This window comes from Solimonas flava DSM 18980, from assembly GCF_000426685.1.
Classification (GTDB): domain Bacteria; phylum Pseudomonadota; class Gammaproteobacteria; order Nevskiales; family Nevskiaceae; genus Solimonas; species Solimonas flava.
On the sequence record NZ_AUFV01000001.1, the window covers coordinates 175,365 to 195,079 of the forward strand.

Consider the following 19,715-nt stretch of genomic DNA (forward strand, 5'->3'; position numbering starts at 1 on the left):
CCCCCCACACCCGGATCGCCATGAAACGCCTGCTGATCGATACCGACACCGCCGGTGACGACGTCACCTCCCTGCTGTTCGGCCTGCTCTGGCCCGGCGTCCAGCTCGACGCGATCTTCACGGTGATGGGCAACGTGCCGCTGGAGCTGTGCACGCGCAACGCGCTGACCGCGCTCGACCACGCCGGCCGCAGCGGCGAGGTGCCGGTGTTCGCCGGCTGCGACCGCCCGCTGATGCGGCCGCCGATCCATTCCGACTTCGTCCACGGCAAGGACGGCATGGGCAACAGCTTCTTTGTGCCGCCGCGCGGCAAGGCCGAGCCGCTGCACGCCGCGCAGGCACTGGTGCGCTTCGTCAACGCCGCGCCGGGCGAGTACGAGATCGTCGCGCACGGCCCGCTGACCAATCTCGCGGTCGCGTACATGCTCGATCCGAGCATCGTCCACAAGATCAAGAAGCTGTGGATCATGGGCGGCGCCTGCCACTTCCAGGGCAACATCACGCCGGCCGCCGAGTACAACGTCTACGCCGATCCGGAAGCGGCGCGCATGGTGTTCCGCGCCGGCTTTCCGATCGTCATGGTCGGCTGGGAGATCTGCTGCCGCTACGGCATCGTCGGCGGCGAGGACCTCGCCGCGCTGCAGGCGATCGACACGCCGCTGGCGCGCTTCTATCACCAGATCAACAGTGCCGCGCTGAAGTTCAACCGTGAGCTCGGCGGCCTCGACGGCATCAGCCATCCGGATTCGCAGACGACGGCGATCTGCATCAATCCGGCGATCCTGCAGAAGTCCGGCCGCTACTTCGTCGAAGTCGAGTGCCAGAGCAACCAGATGCGCGGCTACACCGCGGTCGACACGCGCTTCCATCCGGAGCCGAACGAGTTCTGGCAGGGCGGCGAGCCCAATGCCGAGGTCGTCCACGAGGTCGACTACCACGGCTTCTACCGCATGCTGAGCGCGCTGCTGAAGGGCGACTTCTCGGAGTACAGCCCGGCATGAGCGCGCTGCTGATCCACGGCGCGACGGTGCTGACCGTCAACGCCAGCGACGAGGTCATCGCCGACGGCGCGGTGCTGGTCGAGGACGGCCGCATCGCCGACATCGGCCCGAGCGCGGCGCTGCTGCAGCGCTGGCCGGGCGTCGACCGCCACGACGCAAGCGGGCAGGTGCTGCTGCCGGGCCTCGTCAATCTGCATCTGCACTCGGGCCTGATCCGCGGCACCGCCGAGGACATGCCGGTGTTCGCCTGGCTCGCGCGCCATGTCGATCCGAAGCACCGCGTGCTGAGCGCCGACGACGCCTACGCCGCCTCGCGTCTGTGCTACGCCGAGGCGCTGCTGTCCGGCACCACGACGGTGCTCGACATGTACCGCTACATGCACCGTTGCGCCGACGCCGCCGAACAGCTCGGCCTGCGCGCGGTGCTGGCGCCGTACGTCGCCGACCAGCCGCCGTACACCTACTTCGAGACGCTGGAGGCCAATGCCCGCCTGGTCGAGGAGCGGCACGGCTCGGCGCAGGGGCGCGTGCGCGTGTGGTTCGGCCTGGAGCACCTGACGTACTGCACCGAGGCGGCGTTCCGCGAGGCCGCGCGTCTCGCCGAGCATTACGGCGTCGGCATCCATACGCACGGCGAGGAGTCGCGCGAGATGGCGTCGCGCCTGCATGCCGAGACCGGGCTCTGGCCGATCGAGCTGTTCCACGAGCGCGGCATCCTCGGTCCGCGGACCGTGCTCGCGCACTGCGTCTGGCTGCAGCCGCAGGAGATCGAGATCCTGGCGCGCACCGGCACGTCGGTCGCGCACTGCCCGGTCAGCAACATGAAGCTGGCGTCCGGCATCTGCCCGGTGCCGGAGCTGCTCGACGCCGGCGTCGCCGTCGGCATCGGCTCGGACGGCGTCAAGGAGAACAACAACCTCGATCTGCTCGAGGAAATGAAGTTCGTGCCGCTGCTGCAGAAAGTGCGCCTGCTCGACGCGCGCGCGATGCCGGCGCCGCAGGTGCTGCGCATGGCGACGATCGACGGCGCCCGCGCGCTCGGCCTTGCCGACGAGATCGGCTCGCTGGAGCGCGGCAAGAAGGCCGACCTGATCCTCGTCGACTTCATGCGTCCGCACCTGACGCCGGTGCTCCACGGCGCTTATGCCAACGTCGTCAGCAACCTCGTCTACGCGGCGCGCGGCAGCGACGTGCGCCTGGTGATGGTCGACGGCCAGGTGCTGGTCCGCGACGGCGTCCTGCTGCGCGCCGACGTCAACGAGCTGATGCGCCAGGCGCAGCAGGCGACCGAGGCGCTGATCGCGCGCCGCGAGCCTTACGTACCGACGATCGAAGGCTACTGAGCCGATTCCCTGCCGAGCCGCTTGCCGATGAAGACTTTCCGCGACCTGCGCCGCGCGCTGCGGCCGTTCCTGTTCTCGGCCTGCGCCCTGCTGTTCGGCGCCAGTGGGGCCGCCGCAAGCGGCGATGCCGATGCCGGCACGCGCGCCGCGGCGCCGGCCGGCTTCTCGGCGGCGCGCCTGCAGCGCGTGCCAGCGCTGCTCGGACGCCTCGTCGACGACGGCGACTACGCCGGCGCCGTCTGGCTGATCGCGCGCGATGGCCACGTCGTCCAGCACGGCGCCGTCGGTTTCCGTGATCTCGAAGCGCGCGCGCCGATGGGCGAGGACACCGCGTTCGCGATCGCCTCGATGAGCAAGATCGTCACCACGGTCACGGCGCTGACGCTGCTCGAGGAAGGGCGGCTCGACCTCGAGGATCCGGTCTCGCGCTACCTGCCGGAACTGGCGCAGCCGCGCGTGCTGGTCGGCGGCGACGCCGACGCGCCGCAGACGGTGCCGGCGCTGCGGCCGGTGACGATCCGCCAGCTGCTGACGCAGACCTCCGGTTACAGCTACGGCTTCTTCGACGGCGAACCGTGGCGGACGATCTACGCCCGCGCCGACCTCTGGAACAGCGCCGACGCGGCCGACTTCGTGCGTCGCGCCGCGTCGCTGCCGCTCAAGCATCAGCCGGGCGCGGCCTGGAGCTACGGCATCAACACCGATTTGCTCGGCATTGTCATCGAGCGCGTCACCGGCCAGTCGCTGGAAGCGGCGATGCGCGCGCGCGTGCTCGCGCCGCTCGGCATGCGCCATACCGGCTTCACGCCCCCGGCCGGCGTGCCGCTGGCGCGGATGTACGGGGAAACCGCTGACGGCCGCCTGACACCGATCGCCAGCCCGGTGCACACCGGACCCGGGCTGCAGAGCGGCGGCGGCGGCCTGTACTCGACGCTGCACGACTACGCGCGTTTCGCGCAGATGCTGCTCGACGACGGTCAGCTCGACGGCGTGCGCATCCTCGGCCGCAAGACCGTCGAGACGATGCGCAGCAATCAGGTCGGCTACCTCAATCCGCGGCCGCGCGACCGTTTCGTGCCGCAGGGCTTCGGCTTCGGCGTGCGCGTGCGGCTCGACGACGCCGGCATGAGCGACGCGCTCGGCACGCCGGGCAGTTTCGGCTGGGAAGGCGTGACGACGACCTACGTATCGATCGATCCGAAGGAGCGATTGCTGATGATCGTGATGACCCAGCGTCAGCCGTTCGATGCGAAGATGCTGTTCGAGCGCTTCAGCAACACGGTCTACCAGGCCCTCGAATGAGGGTCGCCGCAGACCGGGCGGCAGCCCGGCGCGGCGGCGGGGGAGGGTGACAGCCCGGACCCCAGACGATACTCTTTGGCGCTAATCGAACCCGCGGCCGTCAGCATTGGCCGCGGGTTCGTCGTGTCTGGGCCCCGCTGCCAATCGCCTGCGGGGCCCGGCCGTCGCACATCCAAGGAGAGAGATTCGTGAGCGAGCCGTCGTCCCCCCGCATCCGCAAGCTGCTGGTCGCCAACCGTGGCGAGATTTCGATTCGCGTCATGCGCGCGGCGGCGGAGATGGGCATCCGCACGGTGGCGATCTACGCGCACGAGGATCGCTTCGCGCTGCATCGTTTCAAGGCCGACGAGTCGTATCGGGTCGGCAAGGGCCAGAAGCCGATCGCCGCGTATCTGGACATCGCCGACATCATCCGCATCGCGCGCGAGGCGGGCGTCGATGCGATCCATCCCGGCTACGGCTTCCTGTCCGAGAATCCGGCTTTCGCCGAGGCCTGCGCCGCGGCCGGCATCCGCTTCATCGGTCCGTCGCCGCAGGTGCTGCGCACGCTCGGCGACAAGGTCGCCGCGCGCCAGGCGGCGATCGCCGCACAGGTGCCGGTGCTGCCGGCGTCCGCCGCGCTGCCGCACGAGCTCGAAGCGTGCAAGAAGCTGGTCGCCGAAGTCGGCTATCCGGTGATGATGAAGGCGAGCTGGGGCGGCGGTGGCCGCGGCATGCGCGTCATCGAGTCCGAAGCCGATCTGGCCGTGCAGATGGACACCGCGCGGCGCGAGGCCAAGGCCGCGTTCGGCAATGACGAGGTCTACGTCGAGAAGCTGGTGCGTCGTGCACGGCACGTCGAGGTGCAGGTGCTCGGCGACACGCACGGCAATCTGATCCACCTCTATGAGCGCGACTGCTCGGTGCAGCGCCGCAACCAGAAGGTCGTCGAGCGCGCGCCGGCGCCGTACCTCGCCGACGACCAGCGCCGCGGCCTGTGCGAGGCCGCGCTGCGCCTGTGCCGGCAGGTCCATTACTCGCACGCCGGCACCGTCGAGTTCCTGATGGACGCCGACACCGGCGGCTTCTATTTCATCGAGGTCAATCCGCGCATCCAGGTCGAGCACACCGTCACCGAGGAAGTGACCGGCGTCGACATCGTCAAGAGCCAGATCCGCGTCACCGAAGGCGCGCGCATCGGCGATCCGGCGCACGAGCACGTGCCGGCGCTGCCGACGCAGGAACAGGTCCGGCTCGACGGCCACGCGCTGCAGTGCCGCGTCACGACCGAGGATCCGGAGAACGGCTTCACGCCGGACTACGGCCGCCTGCTCGCGTACCGCAGCCCGGCCGGCTTCGGTGTGCGTCTCGACGGCGGCACCGCCTACGGCGGCGCGGTCGTCACGCCGTACTACGACTCGCTGCTAGTCAAGGTCACGACCTGGGCGCCGACCACCGGCGATGCGATCGCGCGCATGGACCGCGCGCTGCGCGAGTTCCGCATCCGCGGCCTGTCGACGAATCTCGCCTTCCTCGAAAACGTCATCAACCACCCGCTGTTCAAGTCCGGCGAGTGCACGACGCGCTTCATCGATACCAGCCCGGAACTGTTCGTCTTCACGCCCAAGCGCGATCGCGCGACCAAGCTGCTGCGCTTCATCGGCGAGGTCATCGTCAACGGCAATCCGGAGATGAAGGGCCGCCAGCCGCCGAAGCTGCCGCTGCCCGAGCCGCGTCTGCCGAAGATCAGCCTCGCGTCGCCGGCGCCGGCCGGCACGCGGCAGGTGCTGCTCGAACGCGGCCCGGCCGGCTTCGCGCAGTGGATGAAGGAGCAGCGCCGCGTGCTGCTGACCGACACGACGATGCGCGACGCGCACCAGTCGCTGTTCGCGACGCGCATGCGCACCGCAGACATGCTGCCGGTCGCGCCGTACTACGCGCGTCTGGCGCCGGATCTGTTCTCGCTGGAATGCTGGGGCGGCGCGACCTTCGATGTCGCGCTGCGCTTCCTCAAGGAAGATCCGTGGCAGCGCCTCGCGCAGCTGCGCGGCGAGATCCCGAACATTCCGTTCCAGATGCTGCTGCGCTCGGCCAACGCCGTCGGCTACACCAACTACGCCGACAACGTAGTGCGCTACTTCGTGCAGCAGGCGGCCCGCAGCGGCATCGACATCTTCCGCGTCTTCGATTCGCTCAACGCCGTCGACAACATGCGCGTGGCGATGGATGCGGTGATCGAGGCCGGCGCCGTCTGCGAGGGCACGATCTGCTACACCGGCGATCTGTTCGACGCCGCGCGGCCCAAGTACAGCCTCCGGTACTACGTCGACATGGCCAAGGCGCTGGAGAAGGCCGGCGCGCACGTGCTCGGCATCAAGGACATGGCCGGCGTCTGCAAGCCGCGCGCGGCGCGCGAGCTGGTGCGCGCGCTCAAGGCCGAGGTCGGCCTGCCGATCCACTTCCACACGCATGACACCAGCGGCATCGCCGCGGCCAGCGTGCTGGCGGCAGTCGAGGCCGGCGTCGACGCCGTCGACGGCGCGCTCGACGCGATGTCCGGCCTGACCTCGCAGCCGAACCTCGGCGCGATCGCCGCGAGCCTGTCCGGCGCCGAGCGCGATCCGGGCCTCGATCTTCACGCGCTGCAGCAGCTGTCGGATTACTGGGAGGACGTGCGCCGCCTCTACGCGCCGTTCGAGGCCGACATCCGCGCCGGCACCGCCGATGTCTATCGCCACGAGATGCCGGGCGGCCAGTACACCAACCTGCGCGAGCAGGCGCGCGCGCTCGGCCTGGAATCGCGCTGGGCGGAAGTCTCGAAGGCCTACGCCGACGTCAATCGCCTGTTCGGCGACATCGTCAAGGTCACGCCGACCTCGAAGGTCGTCGGCGACATGGCGCTGTTCATGGTCGGCAACGATCTGCAGCCCGAGGACGTCGAGAACCCGGAACGGCCGATCGACTTCCCGGAATCCGTCGTGCAGTTGTTCCGGGGCGAGCTGGGCCTGCCGCCGGACGGCTGGCCGAAGGCGCTGCAGGACAAGATCCTCAAGGGCAAGCCGGCGCTGAGCGAGCGTCCGGGCAAGAGCCTGCCGGCGGTCGATCTCGACGCGACGCGCGCCAAGGCCGAGAAAGCGCTCGGCCAGGAGCTGTCGGACCACGATTTCGCGTCCTACCTGATGTACCCGAAAGTCTTCAGCGACTACGCCGAGCACGTGAAGCTGTACGGCGACGTCTCCAAGCTGCCGACCACCACCTTCTTCTACGGCCTGCGCGAACAGGAAGAGATCTGCGTCGACATCGACCAGGGCAAGGCGCTGATCATCCGCCTGCAGGGCCGCGCCGACGCCGAGGACAACGAGAAGCTGTTCTACGAACTCAACGGCCAGCCGCGCGCCGTGCGCGTCGACAAGGCCGACGCGAAGAACGCGCAGCAGGAGCGGCCGAAAGCCGCCGAGTCCGATCCGAGCCAGATCGGTGCGCCGATGCCGGGCATGGTCTCGCGCGTCGCGGTCAAGGTCGGCGACACGGTCGCCAAGGGCGATCCGCTGGTCTCGCTGGAGGCGATGAAGATGGAAACGGTGATCGCCGCGCCGCGCGCCGCGCGCGTCAAGCAGGTGCTCGCGCACGCCGGCGTCGCCGTGCAGGCGAAGGATCTGCTCGTCGTGCTCGAGGACTGAGCGCCGCCGCTGGACGCGGACATGAGGGTCGCGCGACCCGCCCCGACGCGCTAGATTGGTGTCGGCCGTCAGTCCGGCGGCCGACGCCAGCTATGGGGAGCTGCGCCATGAAACCGATTCTGTTCGCCGCCGTTCTGACGCTTTTCGCCGCGCCGGTCTGGGCCGCCAAGGATTGCGCGGAGCTGAAGTCCGAAATCGACGCCAAGATCCAGTCGCACGGCGTGGCCAAGTACACGCTGGAGATCGTCGACACCGCCGCCGAAGCCGAAGGCAAGGTCGTCGGCAGCTGCGCAGGCGGCCAGAAGAAGATCGTCTACCGTCGCGGCTGAGGCCGCCGGGCGCTCGCGTTCAGCGCGGCGGCCGGCATAGCCGCTGCCGCGCTGCATCGGCCCGCCGGTGGCCGCGCCGCGGTTCACCGGCAGCGGTTTCGTCGCCGACAGCGCGTATCGGCTAGGCAATATCGTCACTGCACCGCTTGCGTCCGGCTGTCGCGCCGGACGGCCGCCGGTGCCGCGCGACGACCTCGCGCGGGTGGTTTCAGTGCCGCGCCGCGGGGCGGGGACCGAGATCGTTGAGGTGCACGCGCACGAACTCGATGTGCCCGGACGCGACGCGCTCGGCCGCGGCGACGTCGCGCGCCAGGATCGCGTCGAGCAGCGCGCGGTGCTGGTGGCGCAGCTGCGCCGCCGCCGCCGATTGCGGCGCCAGCCCGGCGAGGCTCAGCTGCACGTGCTCGTGCAGCAGCTTGAGCAGCGAGGCCATCAGGTAGGCGAACACCGGGTTGCGCGTGGCCTCGGCGATCGCGCGGTGAAAGCCGACGTCGCTGCGGATCTGCGCGGCGCGGTCGCTGCCCGAATACGCTGCTTCGACCTCGGCATGCGCCTGGCGCAGGCGGCGCGCGTCGGCGGCATCGTGGCGCGCGGCGGCGAGGCCGGCCGCCTCGCGCTCCAGCATGGCGCGGAACTCGATCAGATTTTCCTGCAGCCGCGGATGGCGGCTGGCCATGTCCGACCAGATGCCGGCGAGCTGCTGGTCGCTGCGGTCGTTGACGTAGGTGCCGGCGCCGCGGCGGCGCGTCAGCAGGCCGCGCGCGACGAGCAGGCCGATCGCCTCGCGCACCGTCGCGCGCGAGACGCCGTGCGCGGCGGCCAGCTCGCGCTCGGCCGGCAGGCGCTGCTCGTAGCGGCGCGCGAGGATCGCGGCTTCGAGCGAGCGGGCGATGCGTTCGGAGGCGGGCAGGGCCATGCGAGTGCCGGAAAAATTGGTCTGACCAATATAACAGCGACGGATGCGCGCGCCAGACTGCGGCCATCACGAAGCCAGCGAGGAGCCGATGTCCGCCAGCCCCCATGCCGCAGGGTCCACAGAGACCCGGCAGGTCTACCTGTTCGCCACCTGCGTGATCGATCTGTTCGCGCCGCAGGCCGGCGTCGACGTCGTCGAGGTGCTCGAACGCCTCGGCGTCACCGTGCATTTTCCAGCCGCGCAAACCTGCTGCGGCCAGCCCGCCTACACGACCGGCTTTCCGGAGGAAGCGCGCAAGGTCGCGGCCGCGCAGCTCGATCTGTTTCCCGAGCCGTGGCCGGTGATCGTGCCGTCCGGTTCCTGCGGCGGCATGCTCAAGCAGCACTGGCCGCGCCTGTTCGCCGACGATCCGGCGCGGCGCGTGCAGGCCGAGTCGATCGCCGCGCGCACCGTCGAGTTCACCGACTACCTCGTCAACACGCTCGGCTTCCGGCTCGATGCGCCGGCGGCATCGGGCGCGCCGCTGCGCGTGGCGCTGCACACCTCGTGCAGCGCGCGCCGCGAGATGGGCACGCTCGGCTGCGGCCGCGCGCTGCTGGAGCGCCTGCCGGGCGTCGAGCGCGTCGAGCACGGACACGAAGCCGAGTGCTGCGGTTTCGGCGGCACGTTCTCGGTCAAGCATCCGGAAATCTCGGCGGCGATGGCGGCCGACAAGCTCGATGCGCTCACCGCCAGCGGCTGCGAGTCCTTCGTCAGCGCCGACTGCGGCTGCCTGCTGAATCTCAACCTGAGCCTCGAAAAGCGCGGCGCCGCGCTGCGCGGCCAGCACATCGCCAGCCTCGTCCGCGCACGGATGGACGGAGCCGCCTCGTGAGCGGCGCGGCGGCGGAACCGCGCGCGCGCGCGGCGATCTTCGCGCGCCTGCGCGCGGCGCCGGACGTCGAGCCGGTTGCGGTGCCGGACGTCGCCGGCTACTACCGGAACCGCGCCGCGCCGAGCGGCGAGTCGCGGCGCGAGCGCTTCGTGCGCAACGCGCGCAGCTGGCGCGCCGAGGTGATCGAGACCACGGCCGGGGACTGGCCGGCGGCGCTCGACGCCGTGCTCGACGCCAGAAACGTGCGGCGCCTGCTCGCCGGCCGCGGCACGACGATCGCCGATACGCTGGCGGCGCGGCTGCCGGCCGGGCGCCTGCGCTGGTACGACGCGCCGCTCGCAAGCTTCAAGCCCGAGCTGTTCGGCGCGATCGACGCCGGCATCACGACCACGCTCGGCGCCGTCGCCGAAACCGGCAGCCTGCTGCTGTGGCCGGATGCCGCCGAGCCGCGCACGCTGTCGCTGGTGCAGCCGCTGCACATCGCCGTGCTGCATGAGAGCGGCCTGCACGAAACGCTGTTCGACGCGATGGTCGGGCAGGGCTGGGCCGCACGCATGCCGAGCAACGCGCTGCTCGTCACCGGCCCGTCGAAGACCGCCGACATCCAGCGCATGCTGGTCTACGGCGCGCACGGCCCGCGCGAGCTGGTGATCCTGCTGCTGCGCGACGGAGACGCCGCATGAGCGCCGCGAGCTTGCCGCAGGCCGACGCGCGCGTCAGCCCGGAGGACTTCAAACAGCGCAGCCACGAATCGCTGCACGACGCGCACCTGCGCCAGAGCTTCCGCGGCGCGATGGATTTTCTCGTCGAGCGCCGCGCGCTGCAGTTTCCGGACCTGCAGGCCTTCAACACACTGCGCAAGCTCGGCGAGAACGTGCGCCAGCACGCGCTCGCGCAGCTGCCGGACCTGCTCGAACGGCTCGAAGCGCGGCTCACCGAGCTCGGCGTAGCGGTGCACTGGGCCGAGACGCCGGCCGACGCCAACCGCATCTTCCTCGACATCGCGCGGCGCCACGCGGCGACGCTGATGGTCAAGGGCAAGTCGATGGTCAGCGAGGAAATCGGCCTCAACCACGAGATGGCTGCGCACGGCGTCGAGTGCATCGAGACCGACATGGGCGAGTACATCCTGCAGCTCGACGGCGACCGTCCCAGCCACATCATCATGCCGGCGATCCACAAGACCAAGGAAGACGTCGCCGCGATCTTCCACGAGCACATCGACGGCGCGCCGCTGAGCGACGACGTCAACGAGCTGATCGCGATCGGCCGGCGCGCGCTGCGCGAGAAGTTCGCGAGCGCGAAGATCGGTGTCTCCGGCGTCAACTTCATGGTCGCCGAGACCGGCACGCTGGCGCTGGTCGAGAACGAGGGCAACGGCCGCTTGTGCACCTCGGTGCCGGACGTGCACGTGGCGATCACCGGGCTCGAGAAGGTGGTCGACAGGCTGGAGCACGTGCTGCCGCTGTACGCGCTGCTGCCGAAGAGCGCGACCGGCCAGGCGGTGACGACCTACCTGAACCTGATTACCGGTCCGCGTCGCGCCGGCGAGAAGGACGGCCCGCGCGAGATGCACCTGATCCTGCTCGACAACGGCCGTACGCAGGCCTACCGCGAAGCACGCTTCCGCGCGACGCTGCAGTGCATCCGCTGCGGTGCCTGCATGAATCACTGCCCGGTCTACACGCGCGTCGGCGGGCTTTCGTACGGCACCACGTATCCGGGCCCGATCGGCGCGATCATCTCGCCGCACCTGATGGGCCTGCAGTCGACGCGCGATCTGCCGACCGCGTCGAGCCTGTGCGGCGCCTGCGGCGACGTGTGCCCGGTCGGCATCCCGATACCCGACATGCTGATGAAGCTGCGCGAAGCGGGCCGCCATTCGGTCGCCGAATCGATCACGCCGCCGGCGCAGGCGCTGGTCGGTCAGGGCAGCGTGCGCCGCGCCGGCGAAGTGCTGGCCTGGCGCGCCTGGCGCGTGCTCTATTCGCACGCGGCGCTGTACCGGCTGTTCGCGTGGCTCGCGCCGCGGCTGCGCTGGCTGACGCCGGCCTGGCAGGGCGGCTGGACCGCGAGCCGCGCCGCGCTCAAGCCCGCGCCGCGCTCGCTGCGCGAGCAGCTCGCCCGACGCCGCGCCGGCAGGACGGTGCCCGGCCGCTGAGCGGGCCGCGCCGCCGCCGGCGCTACACTGCGGCCAGACGGTGTCGCGCGAGCAGACGCCGCGGAACCGATAAGGAGAGAGAGGCGATGCCATCGTCACGACAGCACATCGAGACGGTCATGAACGTGGTCAGCGGCGCCATCGCCGTGCCGGCGGAAGCCGAGGAGCACCTGATCCATCGTTCATGGATACGCTGCTACCGCGATTACGGTCTCGATCCGGCCAGCCGCCACGCCGCGCGCATCGAGCCGTCGCCGCGCCTGCGCGAGCGGCGCGCGCGCCACGAGCGCTACCTGCAGGTCGCGCGCGCCGGCATGGAGCAGCTGTACCGCCACGTCTCCGATCTCGGCTACGTGCTGCTGCTCGCCGACGCCGACGGCATCACGCTCGACTGCGTCGGCGACGATTCGGCGCAGTCGCCGCTGTCCGCCGGGCTGGTGCTCGGCGCCGACTGGAACGAGCTGCACGCCGGCACCAACGGCATCGGCACCTGCCTCGCCGAGCGGCGCACGCTGACCTGCCATCGCGACGATCACTACTACGCCGGCAATCTCGGCCTCAGCTGCACGGCGACGCCGCTGTTCGATCCGCACGGCGAGCTGATGGGCGTGCTCGACGTCTCCTCTCTGTCGTCGCCGGAAGCGCGCGAGAGCCAGCATCTGGCGCGGCATCTGACGGCGCTGTACGGCCGCATGATCGAGGACGCCAACTTCATGCAGCGCTTCCGCGAGCGCTGGATCCTGCGTCTCGGCACCGTCGGCGCGCTGATCGACGTCAACGCCGAGTTGATGCTCGCGTTCGACGCCGACGGCGTGATCGTCGGCGCCAACAGCGGCGCGCGCCGCCGCCTCGGCCTGTTCGACAGCACGCTCACCGGCGATCTGATCGGTCACAGCCTGTCCGCCGTGTTCCGCGATCGCGTCGCCGAGATCTGGCGCCTGGCGCGCGGCGCCGACGCCGCCGAGCGCGGCCTGCTGCACACCTGGGCCGGCGAGGGCTACCACGCCACGGTGCTCGCGCCGCGCGCCGCCGCCCGGCCGGCGGCCGTCGTCGACGCGCCGGCCCCCGCGGCTGCGGCTGCGCCGGCGCCGACGCTGCAGACGCTCGCCGGCGACGATCCGCGGATGGAAACGCTGATCGAGCGCGCACGCCGCCTCGTGGCGCGGCCGCTCAACATCCTGATCCAGGGCGAGACCGGCACCGGCAAGGAAGTGCTGGCCAAGGCCCTGCACGAGGCCAGTCCGCGCGCCGCCAAACCGTTCGTCGCCGTCAACTGCGCGGCGATTCCGGAATCGCTGATCGAGAGCGAACTGTTTGGCTACAAGCCCGGCACCTTCACCGGCGCGCGCAGCCGCGGCATGGTCGGCCTGATCCAGCGCGCCGACGGCGGCACGCTGTTCCTCGACGAGATCGGCGACATGCCGCTGGCGCTGCAGACGCGCCTGCTGCGCGTGCTCTCCGAAGGCGAGGTGCTGCCGCTCGGCGCCGACAAGCCGGTGCCGCTGCAGCTCGTCGTCTTCGCCGCCTCGCACCGCGACCTGCAGGCGCGCATCGCCGCCGGCGAGTTCCGCGAAGACCTCTACTACCGTCTGAGCGGCGCCGTGCTGCCGCTGCCGCCGCTGCGCGAACGCCAGGACCGCGCCTACCTGATCCGTGCGCTGCTGCGCGACGAGGCCGAGCGTCTCGACGCCAGTGCCGCGATCACGCCGGCCGCGCTCGACTGCCTGCTGCGCCACCCCTGGCCCGGCAACATCCGCCAGCTGCGCAATGCGCTCCGCTACGCGCTGTCGATGGCCGACGCCGACGGCATCGACGTGGAGCACCTGCCGCCGGAAGTGGTCGACGCCAGCCAAGCGTCCGGCATCGCGCCGCCGACCGCGCCGGTAGCCGCGCCAGCCGCCGCGGCGGACGCAGTGCCGCGCTCCGAGCGCGCGCAACTGCTCGACGCCCTGCGCCGTCACCACTGGGTCATCACCAAGGTCGCCCGCGAACTGCGGCTCTGCCGCGCCACCGTCTACCGGCAAATGAAGCGCCACGGAATCGTGTCGCCGACGCAGCTGCATTAGCGGTCCGTTCCGCTGCATGCAGCTGGCGGCGTGTGTGCGGCCCGGATGAGCGCCGGTTCCGGCGAGCAGGGAGCGGATGCCGTTGCGCGATCAGCGCGATGGCGGCCGAGTGTTGAACGCCCGCTGCGCCTCGAACGCGCGCCGATACGCGGGCCGTGCCTCGCCGCGCGCGACGTAGGCGGCGAGGGCGGGGAATTCGTCGAGCAGTCCCGAGCCGCGCAGGCGCAGCAGCACCGACGCCATCATCAGATCGCCGGCGCTGAACGCGCCATCGAGCCAGTCGGCGTCGCCGAGCCGGGCGGCGAGCTGCCGCAGGCGGCCGCGCACGCGCTCGTGCATCAGGGGCATGCGCTCCCGTGTCCATGGCCGGTCGCCCTCCTGGAACAGGGCCGTCTGGATTTCGAGGATCGGCGGCTCCACCGTGTTGAGCGCGGCGAACATCCAGGCGATCGCGCGAGCCCGCGCATCGGCCTCGTCCGGCAGCAGGCCGGCGTGGCGATCGGCGATGTGCAGGACGATCGCGCCGGTCTCGAACAGCGTCAGATCACCGTCCTCGAAGGTCGGAATCTGGCCGAACGGATGCCGCGCCAGGTGCGCCGGCGCTTTCATCTCGGCCCACGCCACCGGGCGCACCTCGTACGGCGCACCTACTTCTTCGAGTGCCCAGCGCACGCGCGTGTCCCGCGCCAGCCCGCGGCCGCCGTCGGGCGAATGGTCGAAGGCGGTAATGGTGATCGTCATCGTCATGCTCCTTGTTCAGGCTCCGCAGCCGGCGGGCAGCGGACGATGCTGCCCCAAGAGCCGGCTGATACCTGCACGTCGATCGGGGCCTGCATGAATCGACACGCTCCGGTGTGAAAGTTCCGGTTCAGCGCGTCGGCGCGGCGGGGAATGAGTCGCCGCCCGTGTCGAATCCGCCGGTTGGCTCGACGATTTCACGAGGGCGGAGGCCTCGTCGTGCCGGCGGCGTTCGCATGCTCGTCAAGACCGGCCTGGCGAGCATACGACGGCCGCGCCACGGCGCGGCCGTCACTCATCGAGGCATACGCCGGATGACGTTCTGCGGGCGGCGAACCGATGGTGAGAATGACGCTCCGGCATGACGAGCGGCTCCGCTGAGATGCAGTGCCCGAACGACTACAATCCGCGCCCCCGGATCAGTCGTTGCCGCCGATGTCCCAGTTCGTTGTCGCTGCCCTCTATCACTTCGCGCGCCTGCCGGATTGCGCCGAACTCCGCGAGCCGCTGCTGGCCGTCTGCCGGCAGGCCGGCGTGCGCGGCACCTTGCTGCTGGCCGCGGAAGGCATCAACGGCACCATCGCCGGCACGCGCGCCGGCATCGACGCCGTGCTCGCGCATCTGCGCGCCGATCCGCGCCTCGCCGGACTCGAACACAAGGAGTCGCCGGCCGCGGAACTGCCGTTCGCGCGGCTGAAGGTCAAGCTCAAGCAGGAGATCGTGACGATGGGCGTGCCCGGCATCGACCCGGCACGCATCGTCGGCACCTACATCGATCCGCAGCAGTGGAACGAATTGCTGGCCCAGCCCGACGTGCTCGTCATCGACACGCGCAACGACTACGAGGTGAAGATCGGCACGTTCGAAAACGCCGTCTCGCCCGAGACGCACAGCTTTCGCGAATTCCCCGACTACGTCGAACGCGAACTGCGCGGCCAGGAACAGCGCCCGATCGCCATGTTCTGCACCGGCGGCATCCGCTGCGAGAAGGCCACGGCCTATTTGCGCGAACGCGGCTTCGAGCAGGTCTACCACCTGCGCGGCGGCATCCTCAAATACCTGGAAGAAGTGCCGGCCGAACAAAGCCTGTGGAACGGCGAGTGCTATGTCTTCGACGACCGCGTCGCCGTCGGCCACGGCTTGCAGCCAGGAAAGGCATGCCGCTGCGACGCCTGCGGCGAACCGCTCACGCCGGAAGAACAGCAATCAGCGGACTACGACCCCGGCATCCATTGCCCGCATTGCGTGGCGACGCTGACGCCGGAGCGGCGGGCGATGCTGGAGATGCGGCGGGCGCAGCAGTAGGCGCAAGCGTCGTAAGGCGGTGCGACTTCTGCTGCGTGCCCCGCGTTCAGAAGTAGATAAGGTGTCGGATGGCGGCCGCTTTGTGCCGAGGCTGTGTGAAAACCAAAATTTCACGCTCGCCGACGTAACGTCAGCAGGTGGCCATCATCGGCAGGAAATCTCTCTGCTCTGGGCGGCAGATGATTTGAGTCGAGCGTTCTACGCTCTGATTATCTGCATCGTTTTCTGCATGCCCAGGATCTGCATTACACGCTTTATGTTGTACGCCAGAACATGCAGGCTCATCTCTGTGCTGACCTTCGGCAAGGTCTTCGTTAGAAAATGCGTTGCCCCCATCCAAGACTTGAGCGTGGCGTAGGGATGCTCGACGGTTCGCCGTCGCACGCGCATCGCGTCAGGTGTGTCGTCCAATCGCTGCTGCATCGTGTCGAGCACATGCTCGTGTTCCCAGCGGGCGATGCGTCGATAGTCGCTGGTGGTACAGCGGGATTTAATCGGGCACCGCGGGCAGGATGATGACCAGTATTTGATGATCTTGCGGCCGTTCTCGACGGTTTCGAAACGACGGATCGCTTGCTGATTGGAAGGACACAAGAAGGTGTCGCTTTCAGCTTGGTAGCGAAAGTCCTGCTTGTCGAAGAGGCCTTTCGCGCGGTTATTCGAGGTCAGCGATTTCGGTACTAGTGCCGTGATGCCAGCTTCGGCACATTCCAGAATCTGATCGCCATTGAAGTAGCCGCGATCCGCCAAGGCCGTGAAGGCCGCTTCCGGATCGCATCCCATCGCCTCGCGGGCCTTCTGCGCCATCGGCGCGAGCTGGGTCCGGTCGTTGCCGACATTGGTGACTTCGTGCGCCACGATCAGGTGATGTTGTGCATCGACGGCGGTCTGGACGTTGTAACCGACCATCGGCGTGTCGCGGCCTCGGCTCGCCATGCAACGAGCATCGGGATCGGTCAGTGCCACCTGACCGTCGGGAGCTGCTTCCAGCTGGACACGAATGCCGTCGAGTTCACGCATCCTGGTTTTGATCGTCTCCATTCGCTTCTGGATATGCGCGACTCGATCTTCCGTGATCCGAGTGGGCTCGCGATCCGCACGATCCAATTCGGCGAGATACCGGGCAACGTTCTCTTCAAGTTGCTCCTGGCGCACCTGCAGCTTGCGGGCGGTAAACGCACGATCGCTGTTATTCACGGCTTTGAACTTGCTGCCGTCGACAGCAGCGACGGCCTCGGTAAACAGCTTGGCTTCACGGCACAGCTTCACAAAGTGGCCGCACACCTTCTGAATCGCCGGTCCATTGTCACGGCGAAAATCCGCGATGGTCTTGAAGTCGGGACAGAGTCGACCGAGCAGCCACATGAGCTCGACGTTGCGCTGGGTTTCACGCTCCAGTCGACGACTGGACTGCAGGCGATTCAGATAGCCGTAGATGTAGAGCTTGAGTAGTGTGCTCGGATGATAGGACGGACGGCCCGTGGCCTCCGGCTCCGTGCCCACAAATCCGAGGTCGGCAAGGTGAAGCTCTTCAACGAAGACGTCAACGATCCGAACCGGATTGTCTTCGACGATGTAGTCATCAAGACGCTCCGGAAAGAGCGCGCTTTGCGACCGTTCCTCGCCTTTGATAAATCGCTTCATCGGCCGCTCCGCCTTACATATGACGGAATAAAGACTCGCAAGCTTCACACCACGTTTTCACACAGCCTCTGCCAGAAGCGGCCATCCGGTTTACTCATTCTCTACGCCCGATCAAACATCGACATCCTCGAATATGCTCCGAGAGCAATGCGGCCTAGCGATGGTCTCGGTCGTACCTAGTGATCGGGGCGCCCTATCTGGCCATTCACGTTCATTATCACTGATCCATCCTGTCGCCAGATCAATCTCGCGTTCAATGATCCGAACAGCTTCCGCGTCGTCGCCGAACTTGTCCTTCAGCGTCTTGAAGCTCTCGAGCAAGTGTTCCATGTATTCGTCGGCAGGCTCGTCAGATCTGTATCCATCTTGCTGCCCTTCGCGCACCATACCTAGCTTGGGCAACAGCTCTGCGCGAACTCTGGCGACGAGCGCTTTGAATTCGGGCTCGGTAAACATACTGCGAATGTCCTTGCTTTCGAGCGCGTACACGTCTTCGCCATTAATCGCATATGTGCTGACAACTTGAACGAAGAGTTTCCGGTTCTCTTCCGGCAGCAACCCGAACGCATGTAAACGGATGGCGAGGGCCACCTCTGATGAGGCGCTCAAAAGCAGGCCGGGGCAGCAAACCTTGTCAATCAAATCTGGGTTCGTTTGAAGGTAAAGCGTAAGAAACTCCTTCGAACACCTCCGGGTTAGGAAAGAATGCAGCGACCACTTCGCGCCCCAGATCGATAAATACGGGGACTTGTATTTCTCGCTTGCGGTAAACTCCGAGAGTCGCGCGATCATTTTCGGATAGAGCGCCTTCGGCACCATCACCGCTTTCTCAATGCCGACATTGCCGCAGGTCACCTGCTCAATCAGATTTTCGGTGGAACTTCCCAGCAGGAAGATGCCTAGAAGATCTGGACTCCGTGCCAAAGCCGCAGCGAACGCGTCGCCAATCGTAGGGTGCTTGAAGCGCCATGCCGATTCACCATCGGCCTGCTGGTGCAGGACAAGACTGCCATTCAAGGATTCAAGCGCCGTAATGCATCCCCCTAGACTACTGCCCAGCCTGCGCAGGGCATCTTCTTCCGCTTCCTGCAATGAAATTGGAGTTTCGAGACGGTCCTTTTTCATATAAATGAGCGCTAGTGCTGCCATGCTGTCGCTGTCGAGTCCGTCAAGTACTTCCTGCAGCAATTGTTCCCGCTTCTGCACGAACTGACCAAGGTGATGCTCCGTCACATAGAGCCGCTTGGTGAAGGTCGGGTCCGCAAGTCGTCTGGCGATTTCGGGGACAAAACGAGGGTGTGCAGCCACGGCGGGAAGATGCGCCTTGATCTCGGTCTTGAATGCAGGCGACTGACTGCCAAGCTTCAGATGGTTGTAGAGGATCTGCTGTTTTTCCTGGATTGAGAGATCGTGAACATCGATAACTACTTGGCTTTCGTTAAAAAGAGGAAAAGCACTTTCTTTAAGGTCACGCCGCGCACGCTTATAGATGTAGTCCCTGGAAGTCATCACGATCTTGGCCCCTCGGCGCAGCATCGTCCTTACCTGAGGCAGGATGGAGTTCCAAGAGTGCGCCAGAGATGATTCATATTGCATAATGCCGAAGGCATCATCGACCCAAAAGAACTGCGACGGTTCTTCCGGATTCCATCGCTCCTCTACCTTCGCGGGCTCGTTCAGCTTCAGCACTGATGAACCCCATCTGTCGGCAGCAGCCATGGCCAACATGGAGGCGATCGTTGTTTTTCCTGCCGCGGGCTCACCGATCAGCATGACGAATCCGTGTTCGTTTATCGCCTCCACTGCTTTTCCATAAGAGGCCGTTATGACCACCTTTGCCAAGTCTTCGCGCATTGAATCCAGCACCGCTCGGGCTTGTGCGTAAGCGCGCTCATCTAGAATTTGGCTTAAATCCCCGAGACCATAAAGGCGCGGCACATGAATGCGCAGACTCTTCCTCTCACTGATTTGCTGACCGATCCAAGTGGAGCCAAAGATCAAAACATGCTGAACCCCCGCTTGGTGCAGCAGGGACTTGACCTTAGTTGTCTGCACCCCCGACACTCCGGCATTCGTCATCAGTACGTAAATGTCGCACTGACCTGCGGCGACGAGCTTCCGAACTTTCCCGATCTCGTCCCTGATGTCTGATGGCTTTAGGTTATGTCGAGCGTCCGCTGTGAACTTGCATTGGATCACGAAGCGACCTGAATAGAACTCGCCTTGCGCAGGAGTCCAGGTGCCAGAAAATGCGCCGTCCTTGCCAGCGTCGTTGGAGTCAAGGAACGCTTCGACAGTTTGTCCTAAAACCTCGCGGCAGATCGTCTGGCATAACTGCTGAAAACTGTTCCACCCCAAGCGGTGCAATTCGTACATT

The 19,715-nt window shown here is 67.5% G+C and carries 14 protein-coding genes; 10 read left to right on the top strand and 4 right to left on the bottom strand.

The features are described from left to right. Positions 1-20 precede the first annotated feature (20 nt). The 5 genes from K343_RS0100825 to K343_RS0100845 all read left to right on the top strand — a co-directional run bounded on the left by K343_RS0100825 (position 21) and on the right by K343_RS0100845 (position 7,634). Positions 21-1,001, top strand: a complete 981-nt coding sequence (locus K343_RS0100825; RefSeq protein ID WP_043111804.1) for a nucleoside hydrolase — start codon at positions 21-23, stop codon at positions 999-1,001. Further along, complete coding sequence (locus tag K343_RS0100830) at positions 998-2,344, top strand: amidohydrolase (protein ID WP_028006461.1); 1,347 nt, start codon at positions 998-1,000, stop codon at positions 2,342-2,344. The genes K343_RS0100825 and K343_RS0100830 overlap by 4 nt, the downstream gene beginning before the upstream one ends. A gap of 27 nt (positions 2,345-2,371) precedes the next feature. Further along, entirely contained in the window at positions 2,372-3,646 is a 1,275-nt protein-coding gene (locus K343_RS20295; protein WP_051277802.1) for a serine hydrolase domain-containing protein, read from the top strand. Positions 3,647-3,906: 260 nt separating this feature from the next. Further along, positions 3,907-7,305, top strand: coding sequence for a pyruvate carboxylase (locus K343_RS0100840; RefSeq protein WP_051277876.1), 3,399 nt, complete (start codon positions 3,907-3,909; stop codon positions 7,303-7,305). A 107-nt stretch (positions 7,306-7,412) separates the two neighbouring features. After that, positions 7,413-7,634: a DUF1161 domain-containing protein gene (locus K343_RS0100845; RefSeq protein WP_028006463.1), complete on the top strand. Its 222-nt coding sequence runs from the start codon at positions 7,413-7,415 to the stop codon at positions 7,632-7,634. A gap of 208 nt (positions 7,635-7,842) precedes the next feature. Here the strand turns inward: K343_RS0100845 and K343_RS0100850 are convergent, their stop codons facing one another. Next, positions 7,843-8,550 (bottom strand): FadR/GntR family transcriptional regulator, encoded by a 708-nt coding sequence (locus K343_RS0100850; protein ID WP_028006464.1) that lies wholly within the window; start codon positions 8,548-8,550, stop codon positions 7,843-7,845. An 88-nt stretch (positions 8,551-8,638) separates the two neighbouring features. On the opposite strand from K343_RS0100850, the gene K343_RS0100855 reads away from it, so the two are divergent. The 4 genes from K343_RS0100855 (at position 8,639) to K343_RS0100870 (ending at position 13,651) form a co-directional block, all read left to right on the top strand. Next, the gene (locus tag K343_RS0100855; protein WP_028006465.1) at positions 8,639-9,424 is read left to right on the top strand and encodes a (Fe-S)-binding protein; all 786 of its coding nucleotides are present in this window, start codon (positions 8,639-8,641) and stop codon (positions 9,422-9,424) included. After that, positions 9,421-10,107 (top strand): LutC/YkgG family protein, encoded by a 687-nt coding sequence (locus tag K343_RS0100860; RefSeq protein ID WP_028006466.1) that lies wholly within the window; start codon positions 9,421-9,423, stop codon positions 10,105-10,107. The genes K343_RS0100855 and K343_RS0100860 overlap by 4 nt, the downstream gene beginning before the upstream one ends. After that, positions 10,104-11,585 carry a LutB/LldF family L-lactate oxidation iron-sulfur protein gene (locus K343_RS0100865; protein ID WP_028006467.1) on the top strand — a complete coding sequence of 494 codons (1,482 nt, stop codon included), beginning with the start codon at positions 10,104-10,106 and terminating at the stop codon, positions 11,583-11,585. Before K343_RS0100860 ends, K343_RS0100865 begins: the two co-directional genes overlap by 4 nt. An 86-nt stretch (positions 11,586-11,671) precedes the next feature. Beyond that, positions 11,672-13,651 (top strand): sigma-54-dependent Fis family transcriptional regulator, encoded by a 1,980-nt coding sequence (locus K343_RS0100870; protein WP_028006468.1) that lies wholly within the window; start codon positions 11,672-11,674, stop codon positions 13,649-13,651. Positions 13,652-13,741: 90 nt separating this feature from the next. Here the strand turns inward: K343_RS0100870 and K343_RS0100875 are convergent, their stop codons facing one another. Further along, positions 13,742-14,392, bottom strand: a complete 651-nt coding sequence (locus K343_RS0100875) for a glutathione S-transferase family protein (RefSeq protein WP_028006469.1) — start codon at positions 14,390-14,392, stop codon at positions 13,742-13,744. 432 nt (positions 14,393-14,824) lie between these two features. On the opposite strand from K343_RS0100875, the gene trhO reads away from it, so the two are divergent. After that, complete coding sequence (gene trhO, locus K343_RS0100880; RefSeq protein ID WP_028006470.1) at positions 14,825-15,694, top strand: oxygen-dependent tRNA uridine(34) hydroxylase TrhO; 870 nt, start codon at positions 14,825-14,827, stop codon at positions 15,692-15,694. A gap of 198 nt (positions 15,695-15,892) precedes the next feature. On the opposite strand, the gene K343_RS0100885 is transcribed toward trhO, so the two are convergent. Both K343_RS0100885 and K343_RS0100890 read right to left on the bottom strand, forming a co-directional pair. Then, positions 15,893-17,338, bottom strand: coding sequence for an IS1182 family transposase (locus K343_RS0100885; RefSeq protein WP_028006471.1), 1,446 nt, complete (start codon positions 17,336-17,338; stop codon positions 15,893-15,895). Positions 17,339-17,449: 111 nt separating this feature from the next. Further along, on the bottom strand, positions 17,450-19,714 hold the full coding sequence (locus K343_RS0100890; RefSeq protein ID WP_028006472.1) for an nSTAND3 domain-containing NTPase: 2,265 nt from the start codon (positions 19,712-19,714) through the stop codon (positions 17,450-17,452). Position 19,715 lies beyond the last annotated feature (1 nt).

Coding starts and splice junctions, on each gene's coding strand:
- K343_RS0100825 (WP_043111804.1), top strand. CDS start 21: ATGAAACGCCTGCTGATCGATACCGACACCGCCGGTGACGACGTCACC.
- K343_RS0100830 (WP_028006461.1), top strand. CDS start 998: ATGAGCGCGCTGCTGATCCACGGCGCGACGGTGCTGACCGTCAACGCC.
- K343_RS20295 (WP_051277802.1), top strand. CDS start 2,372: ATGAAGACTTTCCGCGACCTGCGCCGCGCGCTGCGGCCGTTCCTGTTC.
- K343_RS0100840 (WP_051277876.1), top strand. CDS start 3,907: ATGCGCGCGGCGGCGGAGATGGGCATCCGCACGGTGGCGATCTACGCG.
- K343_RS0100845 (WP_028006463.1), top strand. CDS start 7,413: ATGAAACCGATTCTGTTCGCCGCCGTTCTGACGCTTTTCGCCGCGCCG.
- K343_RS0100850 (WP_028006464.1), bottom strand. CDS start 8,550: ATGGCCCTGCCCGCCTCCGAACGCATCGCCCGCTCGCTCGAAGCCGCG.
- K343_RS0100855 (WP_028006465.1), top strand. CDS start 8,639: ATGTCCGCCAGCCCCCATGCCGCAGGGTCCACAGAGACCCGGCAGGTC.
- K343_RS0100865 (WP_028006467.1), top strand. CDS start 10,104: ATGAGCGCCGCGAGCTTGCCGCAGGCCGACGCGCGCGTCAGCCCGGAG.
- K343_RS0100870 (WP_028006468.1), top strand. CDS start 11,672: ATGCCATCGTCACGACAGCACATCGAGACGGTCATGAACGTGGTCAGC.
- K343_RS0100875 (WP_028006469.1), bottom strand. CDS start 14,392: ATGACGATCACCATTACCGCCTTCGACCATTCGCCCGACGGCGGCCGC.
- trhO (WP_028006470.1), top strand. CDS start 14,825: ATGTCCCAGTTCGTTGTCGCTGCCCTCTATCACTTCGCGCGCCTGCCG.
- K343_RS0100885 (WP_028006471.1), bottom strand. CDS start 17,338: ATGAAGCGATTTATCAAAGGCGAGGAACGGTCGCAAAGCGCGCTCTTT.
- K343_RS0100890 (WP_028006472.1), bottom strand. CDS start 19,714: ATGTACGAATTGCACCGCTTGGGGTGGAACAGTTTTCAGCAGTTATGC.